At 62.9% G+C, this 22,212-nt stretch carries 19 protein-coding genes; 9 read left to right on the plus strand and 10 right to left on the minus strand.

All coding sequences use genetic code 11. The features are described 5' to 3' along the window. Positions 1-7 precede the first annotated feature (7 nt). The 5 genes from CT3_RS11375 to CT3_RS11395 all read left to right on the plus strand — a co-directional run bounded on the left by CT3_RS11375 (position 8) and on the right by CT3_RS11395 (position 5,328). The gene (locus CT3_RS11375) at positions 8-1,072 is read left to right on the plus strand and encodes an ArsO family NAD(P)H-dependent flavin-containing monooxygenase (protein WP_066533318.1); all 1,065 of its coding nucleotides are present in this window, start codon (positions 8-10) and stop codon (positions 1,070-1,072) included. Between the two features lie 94 nt (positions 1,073-1,166). Continuing rightward, complete coding sequence (locus CT3_RS11380) at positions 1,167-1,517, plus strand: ArsR/SmtB family transcription factor (RefSeq protein ID WP_066532458.1); 351 nt, start codon at positions 1,167-1,169, stop codon at positions 1,515-1,517. A gap of 35 nt (positions 1,518-1,552) precedes the next feature. Further along, entirely contained in the window at positions 1,553-2,596 is a 1,044-nt protein-coding gene (locus tag CT3_RS11385) for a flavin-containing monooxygenase (RefSeq protein ID WP_066532462.1), read from the plus strand. Positions 2,597-3,157: 561 nt separating this feature from the next. Next, complete coding sequence (locus CT3_RS11390) at positions 3,158-3,604, plus strand: LexA family protein (protein ID WP_066532465.1); 447 nt, start codon at positions 3,158-3,160, stop codon at positions 3,602-3,604. A 446-nt stretch (positions 3,605-4,050) separates the two neighbouring features. After that, on the plus strand, positions 4,051-5,328 hold the full coding sequence (locus CT3_RS11395; protein ID WP_083520189.1) for a GGDEF domain-containing protein: 1,278 nt from the start codon (positions 4,051-4,053) through the stop codon (positions 5,326-5,328). A 212-nt stretch (positions 5,329-5,540) separates the two neighbouring features. Here the strand turns inward: CT3_RS11395 and CT3_RS11400 are convergent, their stop codons facing one another. Continuing rightward, positions 5,541-6,368 (minus strand): GNAT family N-acetyltransferase, encoded by an 828-nt coding sequence (locus tag CT3_RS11400; RefSeq protein ID WP_218568115.1) that lies wholly within the window; start codon positions 6,366-6,368, stop codon positions 5,541-5,543. A 183-nt stretch (positions 6,369-6,551) separates the two neighbouring features. Here CT3_RS11400 and selD point away from each other — a divergent pair, with 183 nt between their 5' ends. Then, positions 6,552-7,628, plus strand: coding sequence for a selenide, water dikinase SelD (gene selD, locus CT3_RS11405; RefSeq protein WP_066532475.1), 1,077 nt, complete (start codon positions 6,552-6,554; stop codon positions 7,626-7,628). A gap of 239 nt (positions 7,629-7,867) precedes the next feature. Beyond that, entirely contained in the window at positions 7,868-9,124 is a 1,257-nt protein-coding gene (locus CT3_RS11410) for an NAD(P)/FAD-dependent oxidoreductase (protein WP_305954868.1), read from the plus strand. A gap of 141 nt (positions 9,125-9,265) precedes the next feature. On the opposite strand, the gene CT3_RS11415 is transcribed toward CT3_RS11410, so the two are convergent. After that, positions 9,266-11,002 carry a methyl-accepting chemotaxis protein gene (locus CT3_RS11415; RefSeq protein ID WP_066532477.1) on the minus strand — a complete coding sequence of 579 codons (1,737 nt, stop codon included), beginning with the start codon at positions 11,000-11,002 and terminating at the stop codon, positions 9,266-9,268. A gap of 704 nt (positions 11,003-11,706) precedes the next feature. On the opposite strand from CT3_RS11415, the gene CT3_RS11420 reads away from it, so the two are divergent. Next, positions 11,707-12,099, plus strand: a complete 393-nt coding sequence (locus tag CT3_RS11420; protein WP_066532481.1) for an FAD-binding oxidoreductase — start codon at positions 11,707-11,709, stop codon at positions 12,097-12,099. Between the two features lie 162 nt (positions 12,100-12,261). Here CT3_RS11420 and CT3_RS11425 read toward each other — a convergent pair whose 3' ends face one another. The 7 genes from CT3_RS11425 to CT3_RS11455 all read right to left on the minus strand — a co-directional run bounded on the left by CT3_RS11425 (position 12,262) and on the right by CT3_RS11455 (position 20,656). Beyond that, positions 12,262-13,251, minus strand: a complete 990-nt coding sequence (locus CT3_RS11425; RefSeq protein ID WP_066532484.1) for a Bug family tripartite tricarboxylate transporter substrate binding protein — start codon at positions 13,249-13,251, stop codon at positions 12,262-12,264. A 733-nt stretch (positions 13,252-13,984) separates the two neighbouring features. Continuing rightward, the gene (locus tag CT3_RS11430; RefSeq protein ID WP_066533320.1) at positions 13,985-15,709 is read right to left on the minus strand and encodes an acetyl/propionyl/methylcrotonyl-CoA carboxylase subunit alpha; all 1,725 of its coding nucleotides are present in this window, start codon (positions 15,707-15,709) and stop codon (positions 13,985-13,987) included. 12 nt (positions 15,710-15,721) lie between these two features. Then, positions 15,722-17,356, minus strand: a complete 1,635-nt coding sequence (locus tag CT3_RS11435) for a 5-oxoprolinase subunit B/C family protein (protein ID WP_066533321.1) — start codon at positions 17,354-17,356, stop codon at positions 15,722-15,724. A 5-nt stretch (positions 17,357-17,361) separates the two neighbouring features. Beyond that, a complete protein-coding gene (locus CT3_RS11440) occupies positions 17,362-18,129 on the minus strand; it encodes a LamB/YcsF family protein (protein WP_066532487.1) in 768 nt (255 codons plus the stop codon). Between the two features lie 179 nt (positions 18,130-18,308). Next, on the minus strand, positions 18,309-18,971 hold the full coding sequence (pcp, locus tag CT3_RS11445; protein ID WP_066532490.1) for a pyroglutamyl-peptidase I: 663 nt from the start codon (positions 18,969-18,971) through the stop codon (positions 18,309-18,311). A gap of 15 nt (positions 18,972-18,986) precedes the next feature. Then, positions 18,987-19,940: a DUF979 domain-containing protein gene (locus CT3_RS11450; protein WP_066532493.1), complete on the minus strand. Its 954-nt coding sequence runs from the start codon at positions 19,938-19,940 to the stop codon at positions 18,987-18,989. After that, positions 19,937-20,656, minus strand: a complete 720-nt coding sequence (locus tag CT3_RS11455; RefSeq protein WP_066532497.1) for a DUF969 domain-containing protein — start codon at positions 20,654-20,656, stop codon at positions 19,937-19,939. Before CT3_RS11455 ends, CT3_RS11450 begins: the two co-directional genes overlap by 4 nt. 434 nt (positions 20,657-21,090) lie before the next feature. On the opposite strand from CT3_RS11455, the gene CT3_RS11460 reads away from it, so the two are divergent. Next, complete coding sequence (locus CT3_RS11460; protein ID WP_066532500.1) at positions 21,091-21,639, plus strand: DUF4189 domain-containing protein; 549 nt, start codon at positions 21,091-21,093, stop codon at positions 21,637-21,639. 92 nt (positions 21,640-21,731) lie between these two features. Here CT3_RS11460 and CT3_RS11465 read toward each other — a convergent pair whose 3' ends face one another. Further along, positions 21,732-22,208: an Lrp/AsnC family transcriptional regulator gene (locus CT3_RS11465; RefSeq protein WP_066532503.1), complete on the minus strand. Its 477-nt coding sequence runs from the start codon at positions 22,206-22,208 to the stop codon at positions 21,732-21,734. Between the last annotated feature and the right edge of the window lie 4 nt (positions 22,209-22,212).

Here is a 22,212-nt window from a genome sequence, read left to right on the forward strand (position 1 = left end):
TGTGAGCATGACACTGTATGACGTGATCATTGTTGGAGGAGGCCAGGCTGCACTGTCCGTTGCCTACTTCCTGAGGCGTACAAACCGCTCAGTGCTGATCTTGGACGCTGAGGATGCAGGCGGAGGTGCCTGGCAGCATGGCTGGGACTCTCTGCGCCTGTTCTCTCCGGCAAATTGGAGCTCCATTGCAGGCTGGCCCATGCCCAGCTCCGGGGAGCAATACCCCAGCCGCGACCAGGTTGTTAGCTACCTGCGGCAGTACGAAGCCCGCTACAACCTCGCGGTGCAGCGGCCTGTGCTGGTGACGGCGGTGGAACGAAGAGACCACGACTTCGCCGTAAAGGCAGGTGACCGGTCGTGGCATGCGCGCGTGGTGGTGAGTGCCACAGGGACTTGGCGCAATCCGTTTATTCCGGAACTCGAAGGTCGGTCCGCGTTTGGCGGTCTCCAGGTTCACTCCGCACATTACATATCGCCCAGCGCATTTCAAGGATTGCGCGTCATGGTGGTCGGTGGTGGCAACTCTGGCGCGCAGATCTTGGCCGAGGTCTCGCAGGTCGCAGCGTCCACTACCTGGGCCACGTTGAGCCCGCCTGCCTTTCTGGCAGACGATGTGGATGGAAGAGTGCTCTTTGAACGCGCAACTGCACGGTGGCAGGCAATCCAAGAAGGCCGTGACCCGACGGACTTGCCAGGAGGATTTGGCGATGTCGTCATGGTGCCCCCTGTCGTGGAGGCCCGCGCACGTGGCGTACTTCATGCCGTAGAAACATTTGAGACGCTTACGGCCGAAGGCGCACTGTGGGCAGACGGCACCAGCCGCACGTATGACGCGATCTTGTGGTGCACCGGGTTTAGGCCCGCACTCCAGCATCTGGAGTCTCTCGGCGTGGTGGCTGATAGCAAAGTCACCGTAGACGGGACACGTGCGTGCGATGTGCCAGGCCTCTGGCTGGTCGGCTACGGCGAGTGGACCGGGCCCGCTTCGGCCACTCTCATTGGTGTTATGCGCACGGCACGCTCCACAGCAACCGAGATTGACCAGTACCTTACCGCCCAAGTGCCTGCGTAGGCGCCGTAAACCAGTCACTGCCAACGTGAGTGCATGAGGCGGAGGTTGATATGCAGGTTTACATGTGCATGAAAATGCACGTATTATTCGCAGCATGTCCACCTCGCCTCTCAACCGCACGCATGCCATTGACGCCGCCATTGCGTCCTTGGAAAGCAGCTTTTTCAAAGCGCTTTGCGAGCCTGCCCGGATTGCAGTGCTCAAGCGAGTGATGCAACTGGGGAGCGCCGACGTAACGGAGATCGCTGCCGAGTTGCCCCAGGAGCGCTCTGTGGTTTCTCGCCATCTGCAGATCCTGTCTGAGGCCGGAATCGTGCGGGCGCACAAGTCAGGCCGACAGATGTTCTATGAGGTGGACGGTCCCTCAATCATCCTGCGGCTGGAGGACATGCTGTCTCACACCAAGGGCATTGCAGCCCATTGCTGCCCTGGCAATCAACGGTAGTTTTTTTCCTCCAACATGTGTATATGTGCGCACAAATGAACACAGATAACTTTGAGGTGATCGTGATCGGTGGCGGCCAGGCTGGCTTGGCGTGCGGGTGGCACCTACAACGCCAAGGGCGTGACTTTGTAATCCTGGATGCGCAAGACAGGCCTGGGGGGAATTGGCGCAACTACTACGACAGCCTCAGGCTGTTTTCGCCGGCACGGTATTCGGGGTTGCCTGGCATGGCATTTCCGGGAGAGCCAGGTCGTTACCCCCTGCGAGATGAGGTGGTTGAGTACCTGGAGCAATACAGTGAGCACTTCCAGTTGCCCATCAAACAAAAAGCGCAGGTTGTCCTGGTGGAGCGAGAGGAGACGGGCTTTCGCGTCGCGACAGCAGATGGACAGATCTTTTTCTCGAAAGCCGTCGTGGTGGCCACGGGGGCGTTCAGCCACCCCTACGTTCCCGAAATCACAGGCCTGCAGGACTTTGAGGGCCGCGTGCTCCACAGCGCAAGCTATGCAAGAGCCCAAGAGTACTCTGGAGAGCGTGTCATCGTGGTGGGCGCTGCAAACTCTGCGGTACAGATAGCGCATGAGCTGGCCCAAGTGGCGAATGTGACGTTAGCGAGCCGAGAGCCTGTGCGCTTCTTTCCCCAGCGCCCTTTGGGCATCGACTTCCACGCTTGGCTGAAATGGACCGGTTTAGAGAAAACCAGATGGCTCAACGACCAAAGTACCCCTGTGCTCGATCGAGGGACCTATCGGCGTGCGCTGCGCTCTGGGCAGATTCGGCACAAAGGCATGTTCCATCAAGTGACGCGTGATGGAGTGGTGTGGCAAGACGGAACTCATGAGCCGGTTCAAAGCATCATTTTTGCCACGGGATTTCGCCCGAACCTGGGGGCACTCGGGCAGCTGCCAGTGTTCGATCATCAAAACCGGGTAGCTCACAAAAATGGTGTCTCGACCACTGTTCCGGGCCTGTACTTCATTGGGCTGCCCAAGCAGCGCAGCTTTGCATCGGCCACCTTGCGAGGCGTGGTGCCAGATGCACAGTACATAGCGAAAAGACTGATAGCTCAATTGCGCTGATTCAGAATGGCTGTTTTGGGTCGATGCAAGCCTGCCTGAGAACGTAAGAGCGGTCGTTCGAGCTAGTACACAGCAAACCGCGCAATCGAGCGGCCGGTTCCGAGGATGACGCGGCCGTTCAGGACAGGCAGCGTTCAACGGCTGGCGTTAGCCTTTGCTGCCGCTTAGGCACTGCACGGTGAATGGCTAAGATCAGCCTGACGCAGTCGCCTGTGGGAGAACCTTCAAGGGCTGTTACTAAGTAAGCAGCCCTTACCCTTTGACCAGAAAAACCGTCACCAAGGTTCAATACCACAGCACGCTGATGGCGGCCTTGGACCGCATGAACCATGCATCGGGAAAAGGCACTGTGGCAGTGGGCAGCGCCGTGCAAGTGGGTGCCAGCGGCACCCGGCCAACCCATTGCAGCCAAACGTTCAACGCGGTCTCTTCCAACAGATATGCCACTCGCGCCGAACGCCGCCCTGCGGACTCAGCAGCCCCCCTTGTGCCAAAGGCCGCAGACACACCCGGTCACAAACCGCGGCAGCATCCGTCGCATGACTCGCATATACTGTATTTATGTACAGCCATCGTTTCCTTGCCGGCCTGCCCGTGCCCGCCACCATCACCGCCATGCCGCTGCCCATGCTGGCAGCGCCCGCGCGCGGCGGCCGAGCCAGTCCGGCGGAACGCGGTGCGGTCACGCACCTCGACCTGGCCACAGAACTGGCGCAGCACCCGCAGTCCATCTTCATCCTGCGGCAGACGGGTGACAGCATGGAAGGCGCTGGCATGTTCGACGGCGACATGCTGGTGGTGGACAAACTCCTCCAGCCCGTGCACGGCGACATCGTGGTGGCCCAGGTGGATGGCGAATTCACCTGCAAGCGCCTGCATGTGCGCGACGGTCAGTTCGTGCTGCACCCGGAAAACCCGGCATATCCGGACATCCATCCCCAGGAGGGGCAGCACATCGAGATCTGGGGCGTGGTCACCAGCAGCGTCAAGCGCTTGCGCACAGCGTGAGGGCATGGGGCATGGGGCATGGGGCATGGGGCATGAGGGCCTGCCCTGCCCGCACTGATGTTCGCGCCAGGTGACTGCGGCTTTCAGTTGCTGCCCCATGGCCCCGCCATAGCCACACACCCCGCAGCCTCCCCGGCGCCGCAGCGGCACACGGCCCCTGCCGGGCATCCCCCGGTTCCACCACCAGCACTACCGCCCATCCAGAAACCCTGTTCTGCATTGCAAAACAGGGGTCTGCGCCATGCTGGATGCATGTCCAGACACCGGCATCCAGGGCCATTCGGAAAGCCTTCAACAGCTATCAAATACACAGCATCCTCACTTCATCTCGCCCGCACTCCACCCAGGTGCCTTGGTGGGCAATTGCCGATAGCATTTATTCGAATGCCGACAGGCTGCGCACAGAGAGGGTTCGATGTCGCGCACAGGGGGGATAGAAATAGATCATGCTGGATTTGACGACGGTGTCGATGATGATCGTTCTGTCCTCGGTCACCCTCGCTGCGCTGACGGGTTTCTGGGGCAGAAAATTCTGGAACGACGGTGGCAGCCAGCTGACACTGGGCCTGGTGCTGTTCGGCGTGGGCTTCAGCTGCCTGAGCTTCATGGGCTCCCCACTGCGGCCTCTGCTGTCCGGCATCGGCTATGTGGCGTTTGCCAGCGGCATCTGCGCCAGCATTGCCAGCCTGCACCGCTTCTACCGCATCCCGCTCACCACCGCCTGGCTGTATGTGCTGCCGGTGTGCATTGCCGTGGTCTATGTGCTGCTGCTCGATCCAGCCCAGGTTGTGGCGCGCACGCGCACGGTCTGCGGCATGCTGATCCTGCACAACCTGTGGATGGCGCAGCTGCTGCTGCGCCGCTACCACCATATGGGGCGCGGGGAATGGGTGTTCATGGCAGGCGTGGCGCTGCTCACCGCCGCCCTGGTGCTGCGCATGTTCTCGCCCCAGCTGTCGCTGACCGTGCTGCCTCCTTCCAGCACCCGCAGCAGCTCTTCGTTGCTGCTGTCCTATGCCGTGCTGTTCATCGCCCTGCACCTCAAGGCCATCGGCTTTCTGATGATGGCCCAGGCGCGGGCAGACCAGCAGCTGCTGCGCTTTGCCAATGAAGACAGCCTCACCGGCCTGCCCAACCGCCGCACGGTCATGCAGGCCCTGCAGCACACACTGGATCTACCCCACCACCAGCGCCGGCCCCTGGCCGTGCTGCTGATGGACCTTGACCACTTCAAGCGCGTCAACGACCAGTGCGGCCACCCGGCGGGCGACCAGGTGCTGGCCGGCATGGGGCTGATGCTGCGCCAACAGCTGCGCCCGCTCAGTGTGGCCGGCCGCTATGGCGGGGAAGAGTTCATTGTGGTCTGCCCGGACACTACAGCCGAACAGGCCGTGCAGCTGGCCAACCGCCTGTGTGAAGCCGCCCGCAACCAGTTGCGCGCCCACCATGCCAAAGGCAGCTGGCCGGTAACCATCAGCGTGGGCGTCAGCGCCCTGGCTGCAGACAGTGCAGACGTCTGCAGCAGTGTGCTGCTGCACCAGGCCGATCAGGCCCTGTACCAGGCCAAGCACGCCGGGCGCGACCGGGTCTGCCTGTTCGGCGCAACCGCTGGCGACGAGGCACTGGACGGCCTGGACCTGCTGGGCCAGGGCCTGGGCCTGGGCTTGCTGCGCTTTCCGGAACGCTTTGTGCGCCCCAGCAGGGACGATACGGCCGAAAGGTAGACGCCTGTACCTTGCCCGGCCGGGACGCAGAAAACGCGCGAAAAACACACAGCACACACGCGGAAGGCACGCGGCAAGGACACAGAAGGCACGTTCAGGAGGCACAGCCCCCCGGGTGCGCAGCGCTGCCGCGCACCGCCAGCCCCACAGCACTTCAGCGATCGCTCACCGGCACCGCGTCCACACCGAAGCCGAAACTAAAGAGCCAGCTCCTAACGCTGCACCCGGTAGTGGTAGCCATAGACCGGTACAAAGCCCAGGCTGGCATACAGCTGCTCGGCCACCTGGTTGCCGCCGCGCACCTGCAGGTCCACCTGCTGCGCCCCCTGCGCCGCGGCCCATTGCAGCAGGCCGCACACCAGTTGCCGGCCCAAGCCTTGCCTCCGGCATTCCGGCGCCACCACCACGTCGTACAGGCCCGCGTCGCCGCGCTCCAGCACCGCCAGGCCCCAGGCCACGCTGCGCCCGCCTTGCTCCACCGTGGCATAGCCGCACTGCCCGCCAATGCCATCCACAATCCGCTGGTGCCAGGGCTGCTGCTGCGCCGCCAGCCCGCTGGCCTGGGCATAGCCGGCCAGCCAGGCCGGCGTGCAGCGGGGCTCCACGGGCACGGCGGGCAGCTGGCAGTCCGCTGGCGTGCCGTGGCGCAGCAAAAAACGGGAAGGCTCCACCAGCGCATAGCCGCGCGCGGCCAGCAGCGCATCGCACTGTGCATCCGCCAGCGGAGACAGCCGGAAGATCGCGGGCAGCTGCTGCCGCGCATACCAGGCTTCGATGGCCTGCAGCAAACCCTCGTCCAGCAAGGTACCGGCCTGCACCGCGTTGGCCGAATTGGCGCGCTTGGTGTAGCCGCCGCTGCTGCGCAGCAGCCAGCCGTCCATCACCGCCGTGCGCACCGCCGGCCAGGCATTGAAGCTGCGCTGCTCCAGCCGCGCCACGCTGGCCATGCCCGGCGCGGCCACCAGAGGAAGGGAACCATCGGGACCGGCTGGAACACCCGGAACGGGCGGCGCACCGGCCGCAGTGACAGAAGCATCCATAGACTAAAAAAAGCAGAAAAACGACCGCCGCAACCCTGGCTTTCTGGCCGCAGGCCCAGCTGCCGATAATAGGGGGAGTCGCCGCTGGCGCGCCGCCCCCCTGCCCTGCAGCACGGCGGCGCCCACCGGCCCTGTTGGACCCTGCCCGCCCGGCCTGCGCCGCGGGCTTTTTCACACGCTGCCATGACTGTCACCACCCCAGCCTCCACCACCGCCCCTGCCGTGCCCCGTTTGACTTCGCTGTCCCATGGCGGTGGCTGCGGCTGCAAGATCGCCCCCGGCGTGCTGTCGGAACTGCTGGCCAAGAGCAACCTGCCCAAGCAGTTCTTCCCCAATCTGCTGGTGGGCACCGAGACGGCCGACGACGCCGCCGTCTACCGCATCAACGACGAGCAGGCCATCGTCGCCACCACCGACTTCTTCATGCCCATCGTCGACGACGCTTTCGACTTTGGTCGCATCGCCGCCACCAATGCGCTGTCCGACATCTACGCCATGGGCGGCACCCCGCTGATGGCGCTGGCCATTGTGGGCATGCCCATCAATGTGCTGCCGCACGATGTGATCGCCAAGATCCTGGAAGGCGGTGAGTCCGTGTGCCGCGACGCCGGCATCCCGCTGGCCGGCGGCCACTCCATCGACTCGGTGGAACCCATCTACGGTCTGGTGGGCATCGGCATCGTCAACCCCAAGCAGATGAAGCGCAACGCCGACGCCCAGGCCGGCGACGTGCTGGTGCTGGGCAAGCCGCTGGGCGTGGGCATTCTGTCCGCCGCCCTCAAGAAGAACCTGCTCGATGACGCAGGCTACCGTGCCATGGTGGCCGCCACCACCCAGCTCAACCGCCCTGGCATGGAACTGTCCCAGCTGGCCGGCGTGCACGCCCTGACCGATGTGACCGGCTTCGGCCTGCTGGGCCACAGCCTGGAGCTGGCCCGCGGCGCAGGCCTGACCGCCCGCATCGACAGCCGCACCCTGCCCGTGCTGCCGGGCGTGGCAGACTTTGCCGCGCAAGGCGTGTTCACCGGCGCCTCCACCCGCAACTGGGCCAGCTACGGCGCCAGCGTGCAACTGGCCAGCGGCATCAGCGATGCCCAGCGCGCCCTGCTGACCGACCCGCAAACCTCCGGCGGCCTGCTGGTGTCCTGCACCCCTGAGACCGTGCAGCAGGTGCTGGACCTGTTCGCCCGCCATGGCTTTGCCGATGCAGCCGTTGTGGGCCGCATGGAAGCCGGCGCCGCCCAGGTGGTCGTCGACTGAGCCTGCAGAGCCCACAGGGTTACAGGGCCACAGGCCCTGCGGGGCGCCACCGCACTCCCGCACACTGGCACCTTCGGGTGCCTTTTTTGCGCCCGCAGCCACCGCCGTCGCTTTGACACGCTGTTTTGCCGATGTGACGCCGCAACACTGCCTGACTGCCCGCACGCAGGCGCACAATGGCAGGCTCCTCCCGGGCAAGCCTTGCCCCTCACCCCATCTCCCCCTCATCTGGTTGGACTATGTTGAATTCCCGCGTCGCCGTCCTGGGCGCCGGCATGGTGGGCGTTGCCACCGCCCTGGAACTGCAGCGCCTGGGCGCCCAGGTCACCCTGATCGACCGGCGCGATCCGGGCCAGGAAACCTCCTACGGCAATGCCGGCGTCATCGCCCGCAGCTCGCTGATGCCGTTCAACCACCCCGATCTGTGGAAATCGCTGCCCACGCTGCTGCGCAACAACACCGCCTCGCTGCGCTACAACACCGCGTTCATGCTGCGCAACCTGGGCTGGGGCCTGTCCTACCTGCGCCATGCCACCCACAGCGCGTTTGAGGAAACCACCACCGCGCTGGACGCGCTGATCCGCCTGTCCACCGCCGAACACCAGCGCCTGTTGGCCGAAGTGGGTGAAAGCCGGCGCCTGCGCGACAACGGCTGGCTGTTCCTATACCGCAGCCAGGCCGCTTTCGACGGCGGCCAGTTGGGCCGCGCCACCATGGACCACTTTGGCGTGCGCACCCAGGTGCTGGATACCCCGGCCCTGCACGCGCTGGAACCCGTGCTGCGCCCCTCCGTGTTCACCAAGGCGCTGTGGATCCAGGACACCTATTCCGTCGACAGCCCTGGCCAGGTCACCGCCGCCTACGCCCGGGCCTTTGCCGCGCGCGGCGGCATCGTCAGCACCCGCCAGCTGCACACCCTGCAGCGCAATGGCGAAGGCTGGGATGTGCTGGACGACAGCGGCCAGGCCAGCTACTTCGACCAGGTGGTGGTGGCCCTGGGCCCGTGGAGCAAGCAGTTCATGGGCCGGCTGGGCATCCGCGTGCCCATGGCCTTCGAGCGCGGCTACCACATGCATTACGCCGCAGACAGCGCCAGCCCGGCGCGCCTTCAACGCCCGGTATACGACACCGGCGGCGCCTATGTACTCTCGCCCATGGAGCAAGGCCTGCGCCTGTCCACCGGCGTGGAGCTGAACGACTGCGAGGCCGCCCCCCACCCCGTGCAGCTGGAGCTGGCCGAAGCCGCCGCCCGCCAGGCACTGCCGCTGGGCGCACGCCTGGAAGCCGCGCCCTGGATGGGCAGCCGCCCCACGCTGCCGGACTGCCGCCCCATCATCGGCGCCATGCCCGGGCGCCGCAATCTGTGGCTGGCCTTCGGCCACCAGCATGTCGGTTTTTCCACTGGCACCGGCACCGCCAAACTGCTGGGCGCGCTAATGAGCGGGCAGCCCGCTCCCATCGACGCCCACGCCTTCCGCGCCGAACGCTTCCTCTGAGCCGCCTCGTCCCACACCGCACCGCCGCAGGGCGTTCTGCCCCCCGGCCAGCACTACCGGAGAAACATCTCCGGTAGTCTTCGGAAGACGGCCAGTCTCAACGTCTAAAGGTATGGAGGGCTCCGAAGATGCTCTCCAGGGTCAAAAGCTTTCCCAATCGTTTTTGCTGCTATCCGCATCAACAAGCTGGGCCTGTTTGACAGGTGCCTTAGGGAAAGCAGAGGCTCCAATACGCGCAGGCTCCGTATTTTGATTTTTAGGCATAACCAGAGATTGCCCTGACGGCTGGGATAATGGAGCACGCACCGGATTCAGATGACTGGCTGGCTGGGTGTGGTTCTCGCTCAGCGTAAAAACTGAAACTGCCTTGACGAGCTCTGCGGCCTGGTTGTTCAGTGCATTCGCGGCGGCCGCCATCTCTTCCACCAACGCAGCATTCTGCTGTGTGGCCTGGTCCATCTGTGTGACTGCTTCGCCAATTTGGTTCACGCCCGCACTTTGTTCACTGCTCGCCGCACTGATTTCACCCATGATCTCTGTGACGCTGCGTATCGCCTGAACGACTTCTGTCATGGTGACCCCGGCCTTGTCCACCAGGACGCTGCCTTGCCCTACTCGCTCCACGCTTGCAGTGATCAGTTCCTTAATTTCCTTTGCAGCGTCTGCGCTGCGCTGCGCCAGACTGCGCACTTCGCTCGCGACCACGGCAAAACCGCGCCCTTGTTCACCGGCTCGTGCGGCTTCCACGGCAGCGTTCAGGGCCAGAATATTCGTCTGGAATGCAATTCCGTCGATGACGGAAATAATGTCGGAAATCTTGGTGCTGCTGGCGTTGATGCTCTTCATCGTCTCAATGACTTCTGAGACCACCTCACCGCCTTGGGCCGCCACAGCGGATGCATTGACCGCCAGCTGGTTGGCCGCCCGTGCATTTTCTGCATTTTTCTGCACCGTGGAACCCAGCTCTTCCATGGAAGCAGCTGTTTGCTCCAACGCTGAAGCTTGTTCCTCCGTGCGTGCCGACAGATCGTTGTTGCCAGAGGCAATCTGAGAGCTGCCGGATGCCACGCCTTCCGCATTCTGGCGCACCAGGCTCACGGTATTTGCCAAGCTCTTTTGCATCTGCTGCATGGAACGCAGCAGCTGGCCGGTTTCGTCATTGGAGTCTACCGAGATGTGAGTGGAAAGATTGCCGCTGGCGATTTGATCCGAAACCGCAACAGCATGTCTTAACGGGCGGACGATCGAAGCAATGATGCTTATCGCCATGAAGATGGCCGCCAGGATAGCTGCCACTGCGGCAATCAAAATATCGCGCGTGAGAGCTTCAGCACTCTCTTCAGCACGTTCACCAGCCTCTTTGGCTCTCTTATCCTGCAACACCATCTGCTCGGTGATGGCCGCTTGGTAGGCACGCTGTGTAGGTCTCAGGTCCTTCTCCAGAAACAACGTTGCTTCTGGCATCTGACCTTGCTCCACCAGCGACAAAAATTGGTTACCCGATTTCAAGAATTCTGTTCGAGTCACCTGCATTTTTTCCAGAAGAGCGATCCCTTCAGTCGAATTTATTTTTTCTTCTACTATTTTAAATTGTCTCTCAACTTCAGATCTGGCTACGGCGATGCGATCAAGCGCGGATTTTTTAATATCGCTTGAACTGAAAATGACAAGATTGCGATTCTGAATTGCTTGTTCATTGACCTGGTCGAGAATGGTATTTAAAGCCTTGTTCAACGGTATGCGCCGCTGCAGCACGTCAGATAATTCAGCACGCTGGCTAGCTGAACGCCAGATTCCTATACCGCCTAGCGAAGCCAGGAGCAAAACCATAATACTGAAAGCTACGGCCAATCTTTGCGAGATTTTCAATTTTTTCATTTTTGATATCAAAGATATATTAATTCATTTTATGCCGATGCAAATATATTTGGATAGGCAACTGAATGAATCAGTGGTTTCCTCTTCAATGAGAAAGGGACAGCATAAATGCCAAGCCATTAAAATCCAGAATGAAAATATCAACACCAAGCCGTAATGAGCAAATTTTCAAAGGAATGACTACTTCAAATTATCAATCAATAATTTCGTAGCCAATGTCACAGCAGAAAAAGCGCCATATGCACGACAAAGTGTCGCAGGCAAATATCATTTATTTGACTTGAAGCGCGCCAGCTTCCACCAGGGATACGTAGAACGCGACAAATCTTTAGGATTTAAATTCCACGCTACCAATGGCGCCGCTTCACTGGACGTCATGCCGAATATGAAGTAACAAAGATGACTGCTTATCTTCATAATTAATTTTTATCAAATAATTAAGCATGGCAACATAAATATCGTCACAGAAATTCGAAATCTATTCGAATAATTGGCACAATGCTTTATGCATGACTTATATTTCAATAAACGGAAATAATTACCAAGATATCAAATCGCATATTACAAATGTATACAAATTTCATTCCCCTACATGATTGCTGTCAGCTTCTGTAAGTTTTAGAGAATCTCGCGCCCACCGCCTTGGCTCCCAGTCTTGCTAGACGGTAAATTCCTCACTGGCAAGCCCTGTCTCTGGTTGGACCATGGTGAATTCACCCGTCGCCGTCCTGAAACTGCAGTGCCTGGGTGCCCAGGTCACCCTGATCGACCGGTACGATCCGGGCCAGGAAACCTCCTCCGGCAATACCGGCGTCATTGCCCGCAGCGCGCTGATGCCGTTCACCCTGCGGAAGTCGCTGCCCGCGCTGCTGCGCAACAAACCAGCGCCTGCTGGCCGAACTGAGGGAAAGCCGGCGCAAGCGCGACAGCGGGTGGCTGTTCCTCTGCCGCAGCCCGGCCGCCGCAATCTGTGGCTGGCCTTCGGCCACCAGCATGTCGACTTTTCCACCGGCACGGCCAGACTGCTGGGCGCGCTGATGAGCGGGCAGCCCGCCCCCATCGACGCCCATCCCTTCCGCGCCGAACGCTTTCTCTGAGCCGCCCTGCACCGAACCGCACCGCCGCAGGGCGTGCGGCCCCCGGGCAGCACTGCCGGAAAGACCTATCCGGGAGTCTTCGGAAAACTGCCGTTCTCAACAGCTCTCCAACAAAAAAAAAACGCCTCGCAAGGAGGCGTTTTTTGCGCGGCGAGATCCCGCTCAGTTATCCAGCGTGATATTGGCGAACTTCACCAGTTCGGCGTATTTGCCCATATCGGTGCGGATGACCTGGGCAAGGCTTTCCGTGCCAGTGGCAGGCGGCGTGCCTGCGGCTTCCAGTCGTTGGCGTATGGCGGGATCTGCCAGGCCGGCCTGCACCGCTTTTTGCAGGCTGGCGACGATATCTGCAGGCAGGCCCTTGGGGGCTGCCAGAGCAAACCAGCCGCTCAGGGCATAGCCTTTGAGCGCCGGATGCTCGGCCAGCGCGGGCACGTTCTTCAGGCTGCTGATGCGCTCGGCCGTGGTGGCGCCCAGGATCTTGATCTTGCCCGATTGCACCAACGGGGCCGAAGCCATGGGCGAGAGAATCGCAAAGTCCAGATTGCCGCCGCCCAGATCGCCGGTCATCGCGGGCGATCCTTTATAGGGAATATGGACCAGGTGAACGCCGGCCGTCTTCTTGATCAGCTCGCCCGAGAAATGGGGCGTGGAGCCAATGCCAGGGCTGCCATAGCTGTACTTGCCGGGGTTGGCCTTGACCAGCTTGATGAATTCATCCATGTTCTTGACCGGCACATGGGCGCCCGCCACCCAAAGACTGGGGGCCGAAGCCGTCAGTGCAATCGGTGTCAGGTCCACCGCCGGATCGTACTTTTGTGCCGCGTTGACAAATTTGGTGCCCGCCATCTCGTTGCTGGAGCCCGCCAGCAAGGTGTAGCCGTCGGGCTTGGAAGACACCACACGCTGGGCGCCCACCACACCCGCGGCGCCAGGCAAATTCTCGATCACCACGGTGGTGCCCAGCTGCTTGGCCAGGATGTCGCCAATCACCCGGCCCACCATATCGACCGAACCTCCGGGCGCATAGGGCACCACGATGCGAATGGGTTTGTTGGGATAGGCGGTTTGCGCATGCAGCGCGCCGCCCAGCAGGGCTGCGGTGCAGGCAAACAAGGTGCGTCGTGAGAGTGCGGCGGGGCTCAGATTCATGGCGTCAATATGCAACGGGAACAAAAAGCAATCTTTCAACGATGTTTTACAGATTGCTCAACAAACATGCGAAATTGTCATTCATTCCTTCAACACAGGAATAAGGGAAAACCAGTAAGTTCGGAGCAAGATTCGGGCCACGCACCGCCCTTCCCCTCACGCAGCCCTCCTCTCCACCGCGTTACCAGAGCGTCTTGCGCTCCGCCCTTGCAGGGGACTGCACTCTCTTTTCCTTGTTGAACAATCTCGCATGCCTTGTCCTTGGTGCCGCGGACACCGCCTGACCACGAAGGCACACCCGCATGGCTTGGTGCAAGGCAAGCGCTACCAGACGTGACAGGCATTCCTTTCACGCAGGCGCCGCCAGCACGCCATGCCGCAGCCCAGTCCAGGGACGGGGGAGTTCTTCCCAAGGAATTCCGGTGTGCCACACGAACAGCATGCCGCTGATGGCGGCCCCATCGCCCACGCCGGGCTTGCGCGCTCCACCTTGGCGGAAGGTGAGCAGGCTGGAATCGGGGGCTGTGCAGCTATTGCCACTGTGCTTTGCCAGCGGGAGGTCTATCTGTGGGAGCCCACCATCCATGCGCCTGCCGGCTCGGGCTTTCAACGGGCAGTGACGTTGGAAGCCCAACGCAGTGCAATGCGGCTCAACAAGGCTCCATGGGGCGCAATCACGCCCCATGCCCAAGGCACGGCCCACAAGCCGCGCCTTGGGCAAGGTCCGCCATGGCTATCGGATGTGCGCGATCACGGCGCCCAAAGTCTGCGCCGTGCCCGGCTGCGCAGCCAGCGTGATGCGACCACTCTTGTGTGCCGCCACCTGCATCTCCATCTTCATGGCTTCCATCACGGCAATCACATCGCCCTCCTGAACTGCATCGCCATCCGCCACCTTCCAGGCATGGAGGTTGCCCGCAATCGGCGAGCTCACGGCATCTGGGTTCAGCTCTTGCTGGGCTGCGGGCTGGGCGACCGCCGAGGCCGGGGCAGACAGCCCCTGCAGCAGCATGGCGGGCAGACCCAGTTGTACGCGGCGTCCGTCGATCTCCATGGCCGTACGCACCAGACTGGTGTCGACCACGGGCTCGGCACGGGCAGCCGCAGCCAGCGGCTCGGCAAACTCGGTCTCTATCCAGCGGGTGTGGACCTTGAAGCCGTCCGCCCCCACAAAATCAGGCTGATGGAGCACGGCCTTGTGGAAAGGCAGCACGGAGGCCACGCCCTCAATCTGGAACTCGGCCAGCGCGCGGCGCGCGCGGGCCAGGGCCTGCTCGCGCGTTGCGCCAGTGACGATGAGCTTGGCCATCATGGAATCGAAACTGCCAGGAATCACCGAGCCCGTTTCCACACCCGAATCCAGGCGCACGCCCGGACCGGAAGGCGGTGCAAAGCGCGTGATCAGGCCTGGCGTGGGCAGAAAGCCGCGGCCCACATCTTCGGCGTTGATGCGGAACTCGATGGAATGGGCGCGTGGCGCCGGCGTCTGCGTGAAAGACAGCGGCAGACCATCGGCCACGCGCAACTGCTCCTGTACCAGATCGATGCCGGTGGTCTCTTCCGTCACCGTGTGCTCGACCTGCAGGCGGGTATTCACCTCGAGGAAGGAAATGGCTCCATTGCCGCTGAGCAGAAACTCCACCGTACCGGCGCTGATGTAGCCCGCTTCCGAGCAGATGGCCTTGGCTGCGCTGTGAATGCGTTCACGCTGCACATCGCTGATAAAGGGCGCGGGGGCTTCCTCCACCAGCTTCTGGTTACGGCGCTGCAGCGAGCAGTCGCGCGTACCCAGCACCACCACATTGCCATGGGTGTCGGCCATGACCTGCGCCTCGATATGGCGCGGCTTGTCGAGGAATTGCTCCACAAAGCATTCGCCACGGCCAAAGGCCGTCACCGCTTCGCGCACCGCGGATGCATACAGCTCGGCCACCTCGTCCATGCGCCACGCGATCTTCATGCCGCGCCCACCGCCGCCAAAGGCCGCCTTGATGATGATGGGCAGGCCATGTTGCTGGGCAAAGGCCAGCACTTCGTCGGCATCCTTGACGGGATCGGGCGTGCCAGCCACCAGTGGTGCGCCGACCTTGAGCGCAATCTTGCGGGCCTCGACCTTGTCACCCAGCTTGGCAATGGTGTCAGGGCGCGGGCCAATCCAGCTCAGCCCCGCGTCCAGCACGGCCTGCGCAAAGGCTTCGCTCTCTGACAGAAAGCCATAGCCAGGGTGCACGGCATCGGCCCCCGCACGCTTGGCGATCGCAATCAGCTTGGCGATGTTCAGATAGGTGTCGGCGGGTTTGTCGCCATCAAGGCCATAGGCTTCATCGGCGCAGCGCGCATGCACGGCGTCGATATCGGCATTGGCATAGACGGCCACGGACTTCACACCGTAATCCGCACAGGCGCGCGCAATGCGCACGGCGATCTCGCCACGATTGGCAATCAGAACTTTGGTAATCATGGAAGGTCCTCACAAAGTGGGTGTGAGTTCTTCAAAAGAACGAACAGGGTTGAAACGAATCCAGGCCCCCACGGGGATCTGCCCCGCAAGATCCAGATGGTGAAGCGCCACACAGCCGATGACGGGGTAGCCGCCAGTCAGGGGGTGATCGGCCAGGAACAGAACGGGCTGGCCGCTGGCGGGCACCTGAATGGCACCCAGCGGCGTACCTTCGCTGGGCAACTCGCTGCTGATGGCGCGCGTCAGGGCCTGCTCGCCAGCCAGGCGCAGACCCACGCGGTTCGACTGGGGCGTGACCTGCCAACGCTGCCCGGCCAGCAAGGCCACGGCATCGGCAGTGAACCAGTCCGTGCGCGGGCCCAGTTCCACATCCAGCACGACTTCGCCGCCTGCGGCCGGCAGGTTCTGCACCGGCAAGGCCGTATCGGCCACCACGGCCACCACGGCCTTCTGGACCGGTTGAACGACCAGCAGCTGGCCGCTGCGCAAGGCCGGCGGACCGACATGGGCCAGGGTGTCCGTGGAAGCGCTGCCCAGCACGGGGGCGACCTCATAGCCGCCACGCACCGCCACATAGCAGCGCGCACCGGCCGTGGGCTGGCCAATACTCAGCACATCGCCATCCGCCAGCGCAATGGCGGCATAACGCGGCACCTGCCAGCGCTGGCCTTCGGCCGTGGTGATGCTGATGGGTGCATCCGCGCCTGTCACGGCCACCACGTTGTCGCCAACGCTCTGCAGCGACAGGCCTCCGCCCACGGTTTCCAGCACCGGCACCTGGCTGGCATTGCCAACCAGGCGATTGGCGGTCTTGAACGCCGCCTGGTCCATGGCCCCCGAGGCCGAAACCCCTTGCCCCGCCTGGCCGTGGCGGCCCAGGTCCTGGAACAGCGTGAGCAGGCCCGTGGCGCGCACGCGCAATGCACCGCCCTTCAAAGCGGTAGCGGCCTGCTCTTGTTCTTGCTCCGGATGGATCTCAGACACTTTGTGGTCTGGAATCGCATCCGACGAAGCACCCGATGCTGTGCTTTGCGCGGCCGCATCGACGAACTGCACGCGATAACCGGGTTGCAGCAGCGCGGGCAGATCGCGCGCCAGATCCCACATGGCCGTATCCGTGAAGCCAATGATCTGCCAGCCGCCGGGGCTGGCCTGCGGGTACACAGCACTGAAGGTACCTGCCAGCGCCACAGCGCCTGCAGGCACCTTGGTGCGCGGCGTGGCACGACGCGGCACATTGAAGATGGCATCGCCGCCGCTGAGGTAGGCAAAGCCCGGCGCAAAGCCGGTAAATGCCACCGACCACTCGCAGCCCGTGTGGCGGCGCACCACTTCTTCGGCGGTGATACCCAGTATCTGCGCCACCTCGGCCAGATCCTCGCCCTCATAACGCACGGGAATCTGCACCAGCACGTCCGAGCGTTGCACGCTGCCGCTCAGATCGCAGCCCGCAATGGCCTTGACCAGTTCTGCCGCCGTGATGAGATGGGGCGCGAACTGGACCAGAATGGTGCGCGCAGCCGGCACCAGCTCCTGCACGCCAGGGATGGACTTGGCCTGCAAGGCCCCCAGCAGCAGCAATGTTTGCTGCAGGTCGGCCAGCTCCACCAGAATGGCCTGGCGATGGACGGGAAGGAATCGCATGGCACTCATCCCGCAGCGCCCACAAACGAAGCAATCTGCACGCCTTCCTGCTCAAACCGCTGACGGATGTTGCGCGCAATGGCCACCGCACCGGGGCTGTCGCCATGCACGCAGATGGAGTCGGCCTCCACACGCACCAGGCTCCCGTCCACGGCCTCGATGACACCATCGCGCACCAGGGTCAGCATGCGCTGGGCAATCAGGTTTTCGTCATGCAGCACGGCACCGGGCTCGCGGCGCGAGACCAGCGCACCCTCAGGCGTATAGCCACGGTCGGCAAAGGCTTCTGCCACCACGCGCAAACCCGCATCGCGGGCCCAGCCAATCAGCGGGGCACCTGCCAGCGCCATCAACACCAGCTTGGGGTCGATGGCCTGGATGGCATGGATCACATCCATGGCCTGGCGTCGATCCTGGGCAATGGTGTTGTAGAGCGCGCCGTGCGGCTTGACATATTGCACCGTCGTGCCCGCAGCCTGCGCCAGGCCTTGCAGTGCGCCGATCTGATAAATCACATCGGCCACCAGATCGGCGCTGGCCACATCCATATTGCGGCGGCCAAAGCCGGCCAGATCGCGGTAGGCCACATGTGCGCCCACGACCACATTGCGCGCCTTGGCGGCCTTGAGGGTGGAGAGAATCCCCGCAGCATCGCCGGCATGGAAGCCGCAAGCCACGTTGGCACTGCTGACGATGTCCAGCATGGCCGCATCGTCGCCCATGCTCCAGGCGCCAAAGCTCTCGCCCAAATCGCTGTTCAAATCCATTTTCATCGTTTCTGTCCTTGTACCTGGGCCCATCCAGGGCCGGTCTTGGGCCTCGGCCTGGCCGCACCCCATCGCGCACGCCAGGCCTGTGATGCCTGGTAAAGACGGCGTCGCAGCGCAGGCATCGCCGCCCCATCAGGAAACTGCGCAGCGGCTTAGCGGCGCAGCGGCCCTGGGGCTTTTTCTCAATGCAGCTGACCTGCGTTTTCCTGCAAGTCCTGCTCCACCGTCATCGCTGTATGGATGGCAGCACGAATGCCTTGCACCTGAAGGTCCAGCGCCATGCTGGCCATGCCGGGCTGGCGTGCGGCCTGCTGCGGCAGCGCGGGGATGTGAATAAAGCCGCCGCGCACGCCGGGGGCCGCGCGGCGCGACAGCCTGTGCATCAGGGCATAGAACACGTGGTTGCAGACAAAAGTGCCTGCCGTGTTCGATACCGAAGCCGGAATTCCCGCATCGCGCAGCTGCCGCACCATGGCCTTGATGGGCAGGGTTGAGAAATACGCCGCGGGCGCGCCGTGCACCACCGACTGGTCCACGGGCTGTTTGCCCGCGTTGTCCGGAATGCGGGCATCGTCGATATTGATGGCCACGCGCTCCGGCGTGATCTCGGAACGTCCACCGGCCAGGCCCAGGCTGATGATCAGCGAAGGCTGCAGGCCGGCCAATGCCTCATCCAGCGTCGCCATGGCTGCGCCGAACACGCAGGGCAGCTGCACGGCATGCACCACCCCATCCGCAATCTGCTCGCCGTCCAGTGCGCGCGCCACCTCCCACGAAGGGTTGACGCTGTCTTTATCAAAAGGCTCAAAGCCGGTCAGCAGGATTCGCTTGGCAGGGGCAGTCATGGCAACTCTCTCTTCTTATCGGAACATCAGGAAATTGAGCAGGAACACGTTGACGATCAGCAGCGTGATGGCCGTGGGAACCTGCGCGCGGATGACGGCATTCTTGTCAATTTCCAGCAGTGCTGCGGGCACCAGGTTGAAGTTGGCCGCCATGGGCGTCAGCAAGGTGCCGCAGTAGCCCGACAACATGCCCACCGCCGCCATCACGGCCGGGTCGCCGTGGTAGACGCCCACCAGCACGGGCACGCCCACACCGCCCGTCATCACCGGGAAGGCCGCAAAGCCATTGCCCATGATCACGGTGAACAGCGTCATGCCGATTACATACACGGCCACGGCCACAAAACGCACATCCATGTTGATGTAGGTGGTGGTCACATAAGCCACCGCCTTGCCCACGCCGGCATCCGAGAACACCAGGCCCAACATGCCCAGCATCTGCGGCAACACCAGGGCCCAGCCCAGTGCGTCGATCAGGCGGTGCGACTCGCGCAGGCCCTGCGCGGGCGTCTCGCGTGTCATCTTGCAGGCCAGCACCAGCGCAATCACGCAGCCAATGCCCAGGCTGACCAGGGTGCTGTTCTTGGGATCGATCAAGGGCACACCGCCGAAGACCAGGTGCTTGGCCGACAAGGTCCCCACCATGGTGATCAGCGGGATGGCCAGCGCCGGCACGAAAAGCTTGTTGCCCAGGCGCTGGGCGCTTGCCAGGTATTGCGCATCGGTGCGCGGCTGGTGCTTGCCGCCCATCACGCCGCCGAAGCCTGCGATCAGGGCCATGACGACCGCGACCGCCCCCACCCAGGCGGGCGGCAGCAGATCACCGATGAGGAACACCAGCGCATACAGCGCCCAGAACAGTCCCGCCGAGAAACGGCGCGGGTTGCTGCTGTCGCGCAGCGTCATCAGGGCCGTCACCGCCAGCACCAGGCCGACAAGGTAGTACAGGTATTGGATGGTGATGGTCATGCCGACTCTCCCTGGGCAACTTTCTTCTCTGCAGCAATGTCACGCGCCAGTTGCTTGTCCAGGCGGTGCAGGCGGAAGGCATGGATCGCAAATGCAGCCGTGGCGGTGGGAATGCCCCACAGCGCAACGTGGATCGGCTCAACCTCGATACCGGCCTCCTTCAGGAACGTCGTCATCAGCACGATCGCACCGAAGGCCACGAAGATGTCTTCACCAAAGAACAGGCCCACGTTGTCCGTGGCCGCCGACATGGCCCGCAGTTTCTCGCGCACCTTGCCAGACAGCTTGCCGTAGCGGTTTTCCGTCGCGCCTTCGGCCATGGGCGCCAGCAGCGGGCGCACCATCTGGGGATGACCGCCCAGGCTGGTCAAGCCGATGGCAGCGGTCAGCTGGCGCGCAGCCAGATAGACGATCAGCAGGCGGCCGGCGGTCGCCGACTTGATGGAGCTGATCCAGTTCTGCGCATGCTGGCGAAGGCCATGGCGCTCCAGCAGACCGATCACGGCCAGTGGCAGCAGGATGATCAGCGGCAGATTGCGCGTCTTGATGAAGCCAGCCCCAATGGCGGCCAGTACCTTGTCCAGCGGGAAGCCCGCCGCAAAGGCGGTGCCTATGGCGGTCACGATGACCACCAGCATGGGGTTAAAGCGCAGCGCAAAGCCCGCAATGATGATGAGCACGCCAATCAGCGGCCACAGGTTGAGATCTACAGGCATCAAGCCTCCGGGGAATCACGCCCATACCCGCTGCGCGGTGGGCCATAGGTACTACGCCAAAGGCGGGAGTCCTCTCGGAATCCCGCCCAGCTCTTTCGAAAGGCTTCGCCCTCTGCATCAGAGGATGATGTCCATTCTATTGTTGAACAATCAATTGATATTGATAGGACAGACGTGATTTTTTTGCAGAACAGTCGCACCAACACATAGTAAATACCCTTATTTTTGTCACACGGTGCGGTGTTGTTCTTCTTTGGAACACCGTCTCCGTTCGGCAGCAGAGAACGCCCCAGCCAAGGCCGTCTCTGCAGGCAGCCATCCCGATGCAGCCCGCACCGCCGCAAGCCATGCCACCACCCCAGACTGATGCAACAGGCTTGCTGCCTTGTTTCTCCGCTATGCTTTTACGCATAAGGAGAAACAACGTGAAGTGGATGGGCCACTGCCTGTTGGGCATGGCACTGGGCATGGGCAGCGCGGCTGCCTGGGCGGATTACACGGCGGTGGCCCTGTACGCACCCAAACAGGTAGGCGGCTGGGGCACCGGCGCCACCCAGGCCGAAGCCGCCGCCCTGGCCGTCTGCGCGCAGGCGCACACCCGCTGCGCCATCCGCTACACCGCCGCTGTGGCCGTGGCCACGGATTCGGAAATGCTGGCCAGCAGCATCAGCTACCACAGCCGTACCGAAGCCGAACGCGAAGCGCTGGCAGGCTGCGGCGAGCCGGCCTGTGAAATCGCCGCCACCGTGGAAGCGCCCGGTCTGTATGCCCTGTTCACGGTGCACCAGGGCGAAGACATGGTCGGCCTGTACCTGCGCCACGGGCTGACCAGCCAGGAACAGGCCATCACCCAGGCCCAGCAGCAGTGCGAACAGCGCGAAGGCCTGCGCTGCACCCTCAGCCGCTGGGGCGCCATCCGGGGCGAGCTGCCCGGCACCGGCACGCCGCGCGAAATCTACGCCGTGCAGACGGACGCGGACTGAACGAAGGCCCCCAAACAAAAAGCACCTCCAGGGAGGTGCTTTTTTTCATGCGGTGGCGGCCTGGGGCCTGCAAAGGGCCCCGGCGCCGCGCCTCACTCCATCACCACCGGCGCCTGCAGCGGCGACGTGGTGCGCCGGTCGATCTTGCGGTTCAGCACCACCGAGGTATAGGTCTGCTGGATACCGTCAATCATGCCGATGCGGTCCAGCAGCGCGTCCAGCTTCTCGTTGCTTTCGCAGCGCAGGAACACCATGTAGTCGTACTGTCCGCTGACGGCGGAGACCTCTTCCACCTCGGTCAGGCGGTTGAGCGCCTGCATCACCGAAGTCGCGGTCTTGGGCTGCACCCGGATGCCGCAGTAGGCGCGCACCGAAGCCTGCTCCATGCGCGGCCCCAGGCGCACGCCGTAGCCGGCGATGATGCCTTCCTGTTCCAGCCGCGCGATGCGCGCCACCACCGTGGTGCGGGCCAGGTCCATCTGGCGTGCCAGATGGGCGGTCGAAGCACGCGCATTGGTCTGCAGCAGGCGCAGCAGCTGGCGGTCGGTTTCGTCGAGTCGGTAGTCCATAGGC

This window comes from Comamonas terrigena NBRC 13299 (genome assembly GCF_006740045.1).
GTDB lineage: Bacteria > Pseudomonadota > Gammaproteobacteria > Burkholderiales > Burkholderiaceae_C > Comamonas > Comamonas terrigena.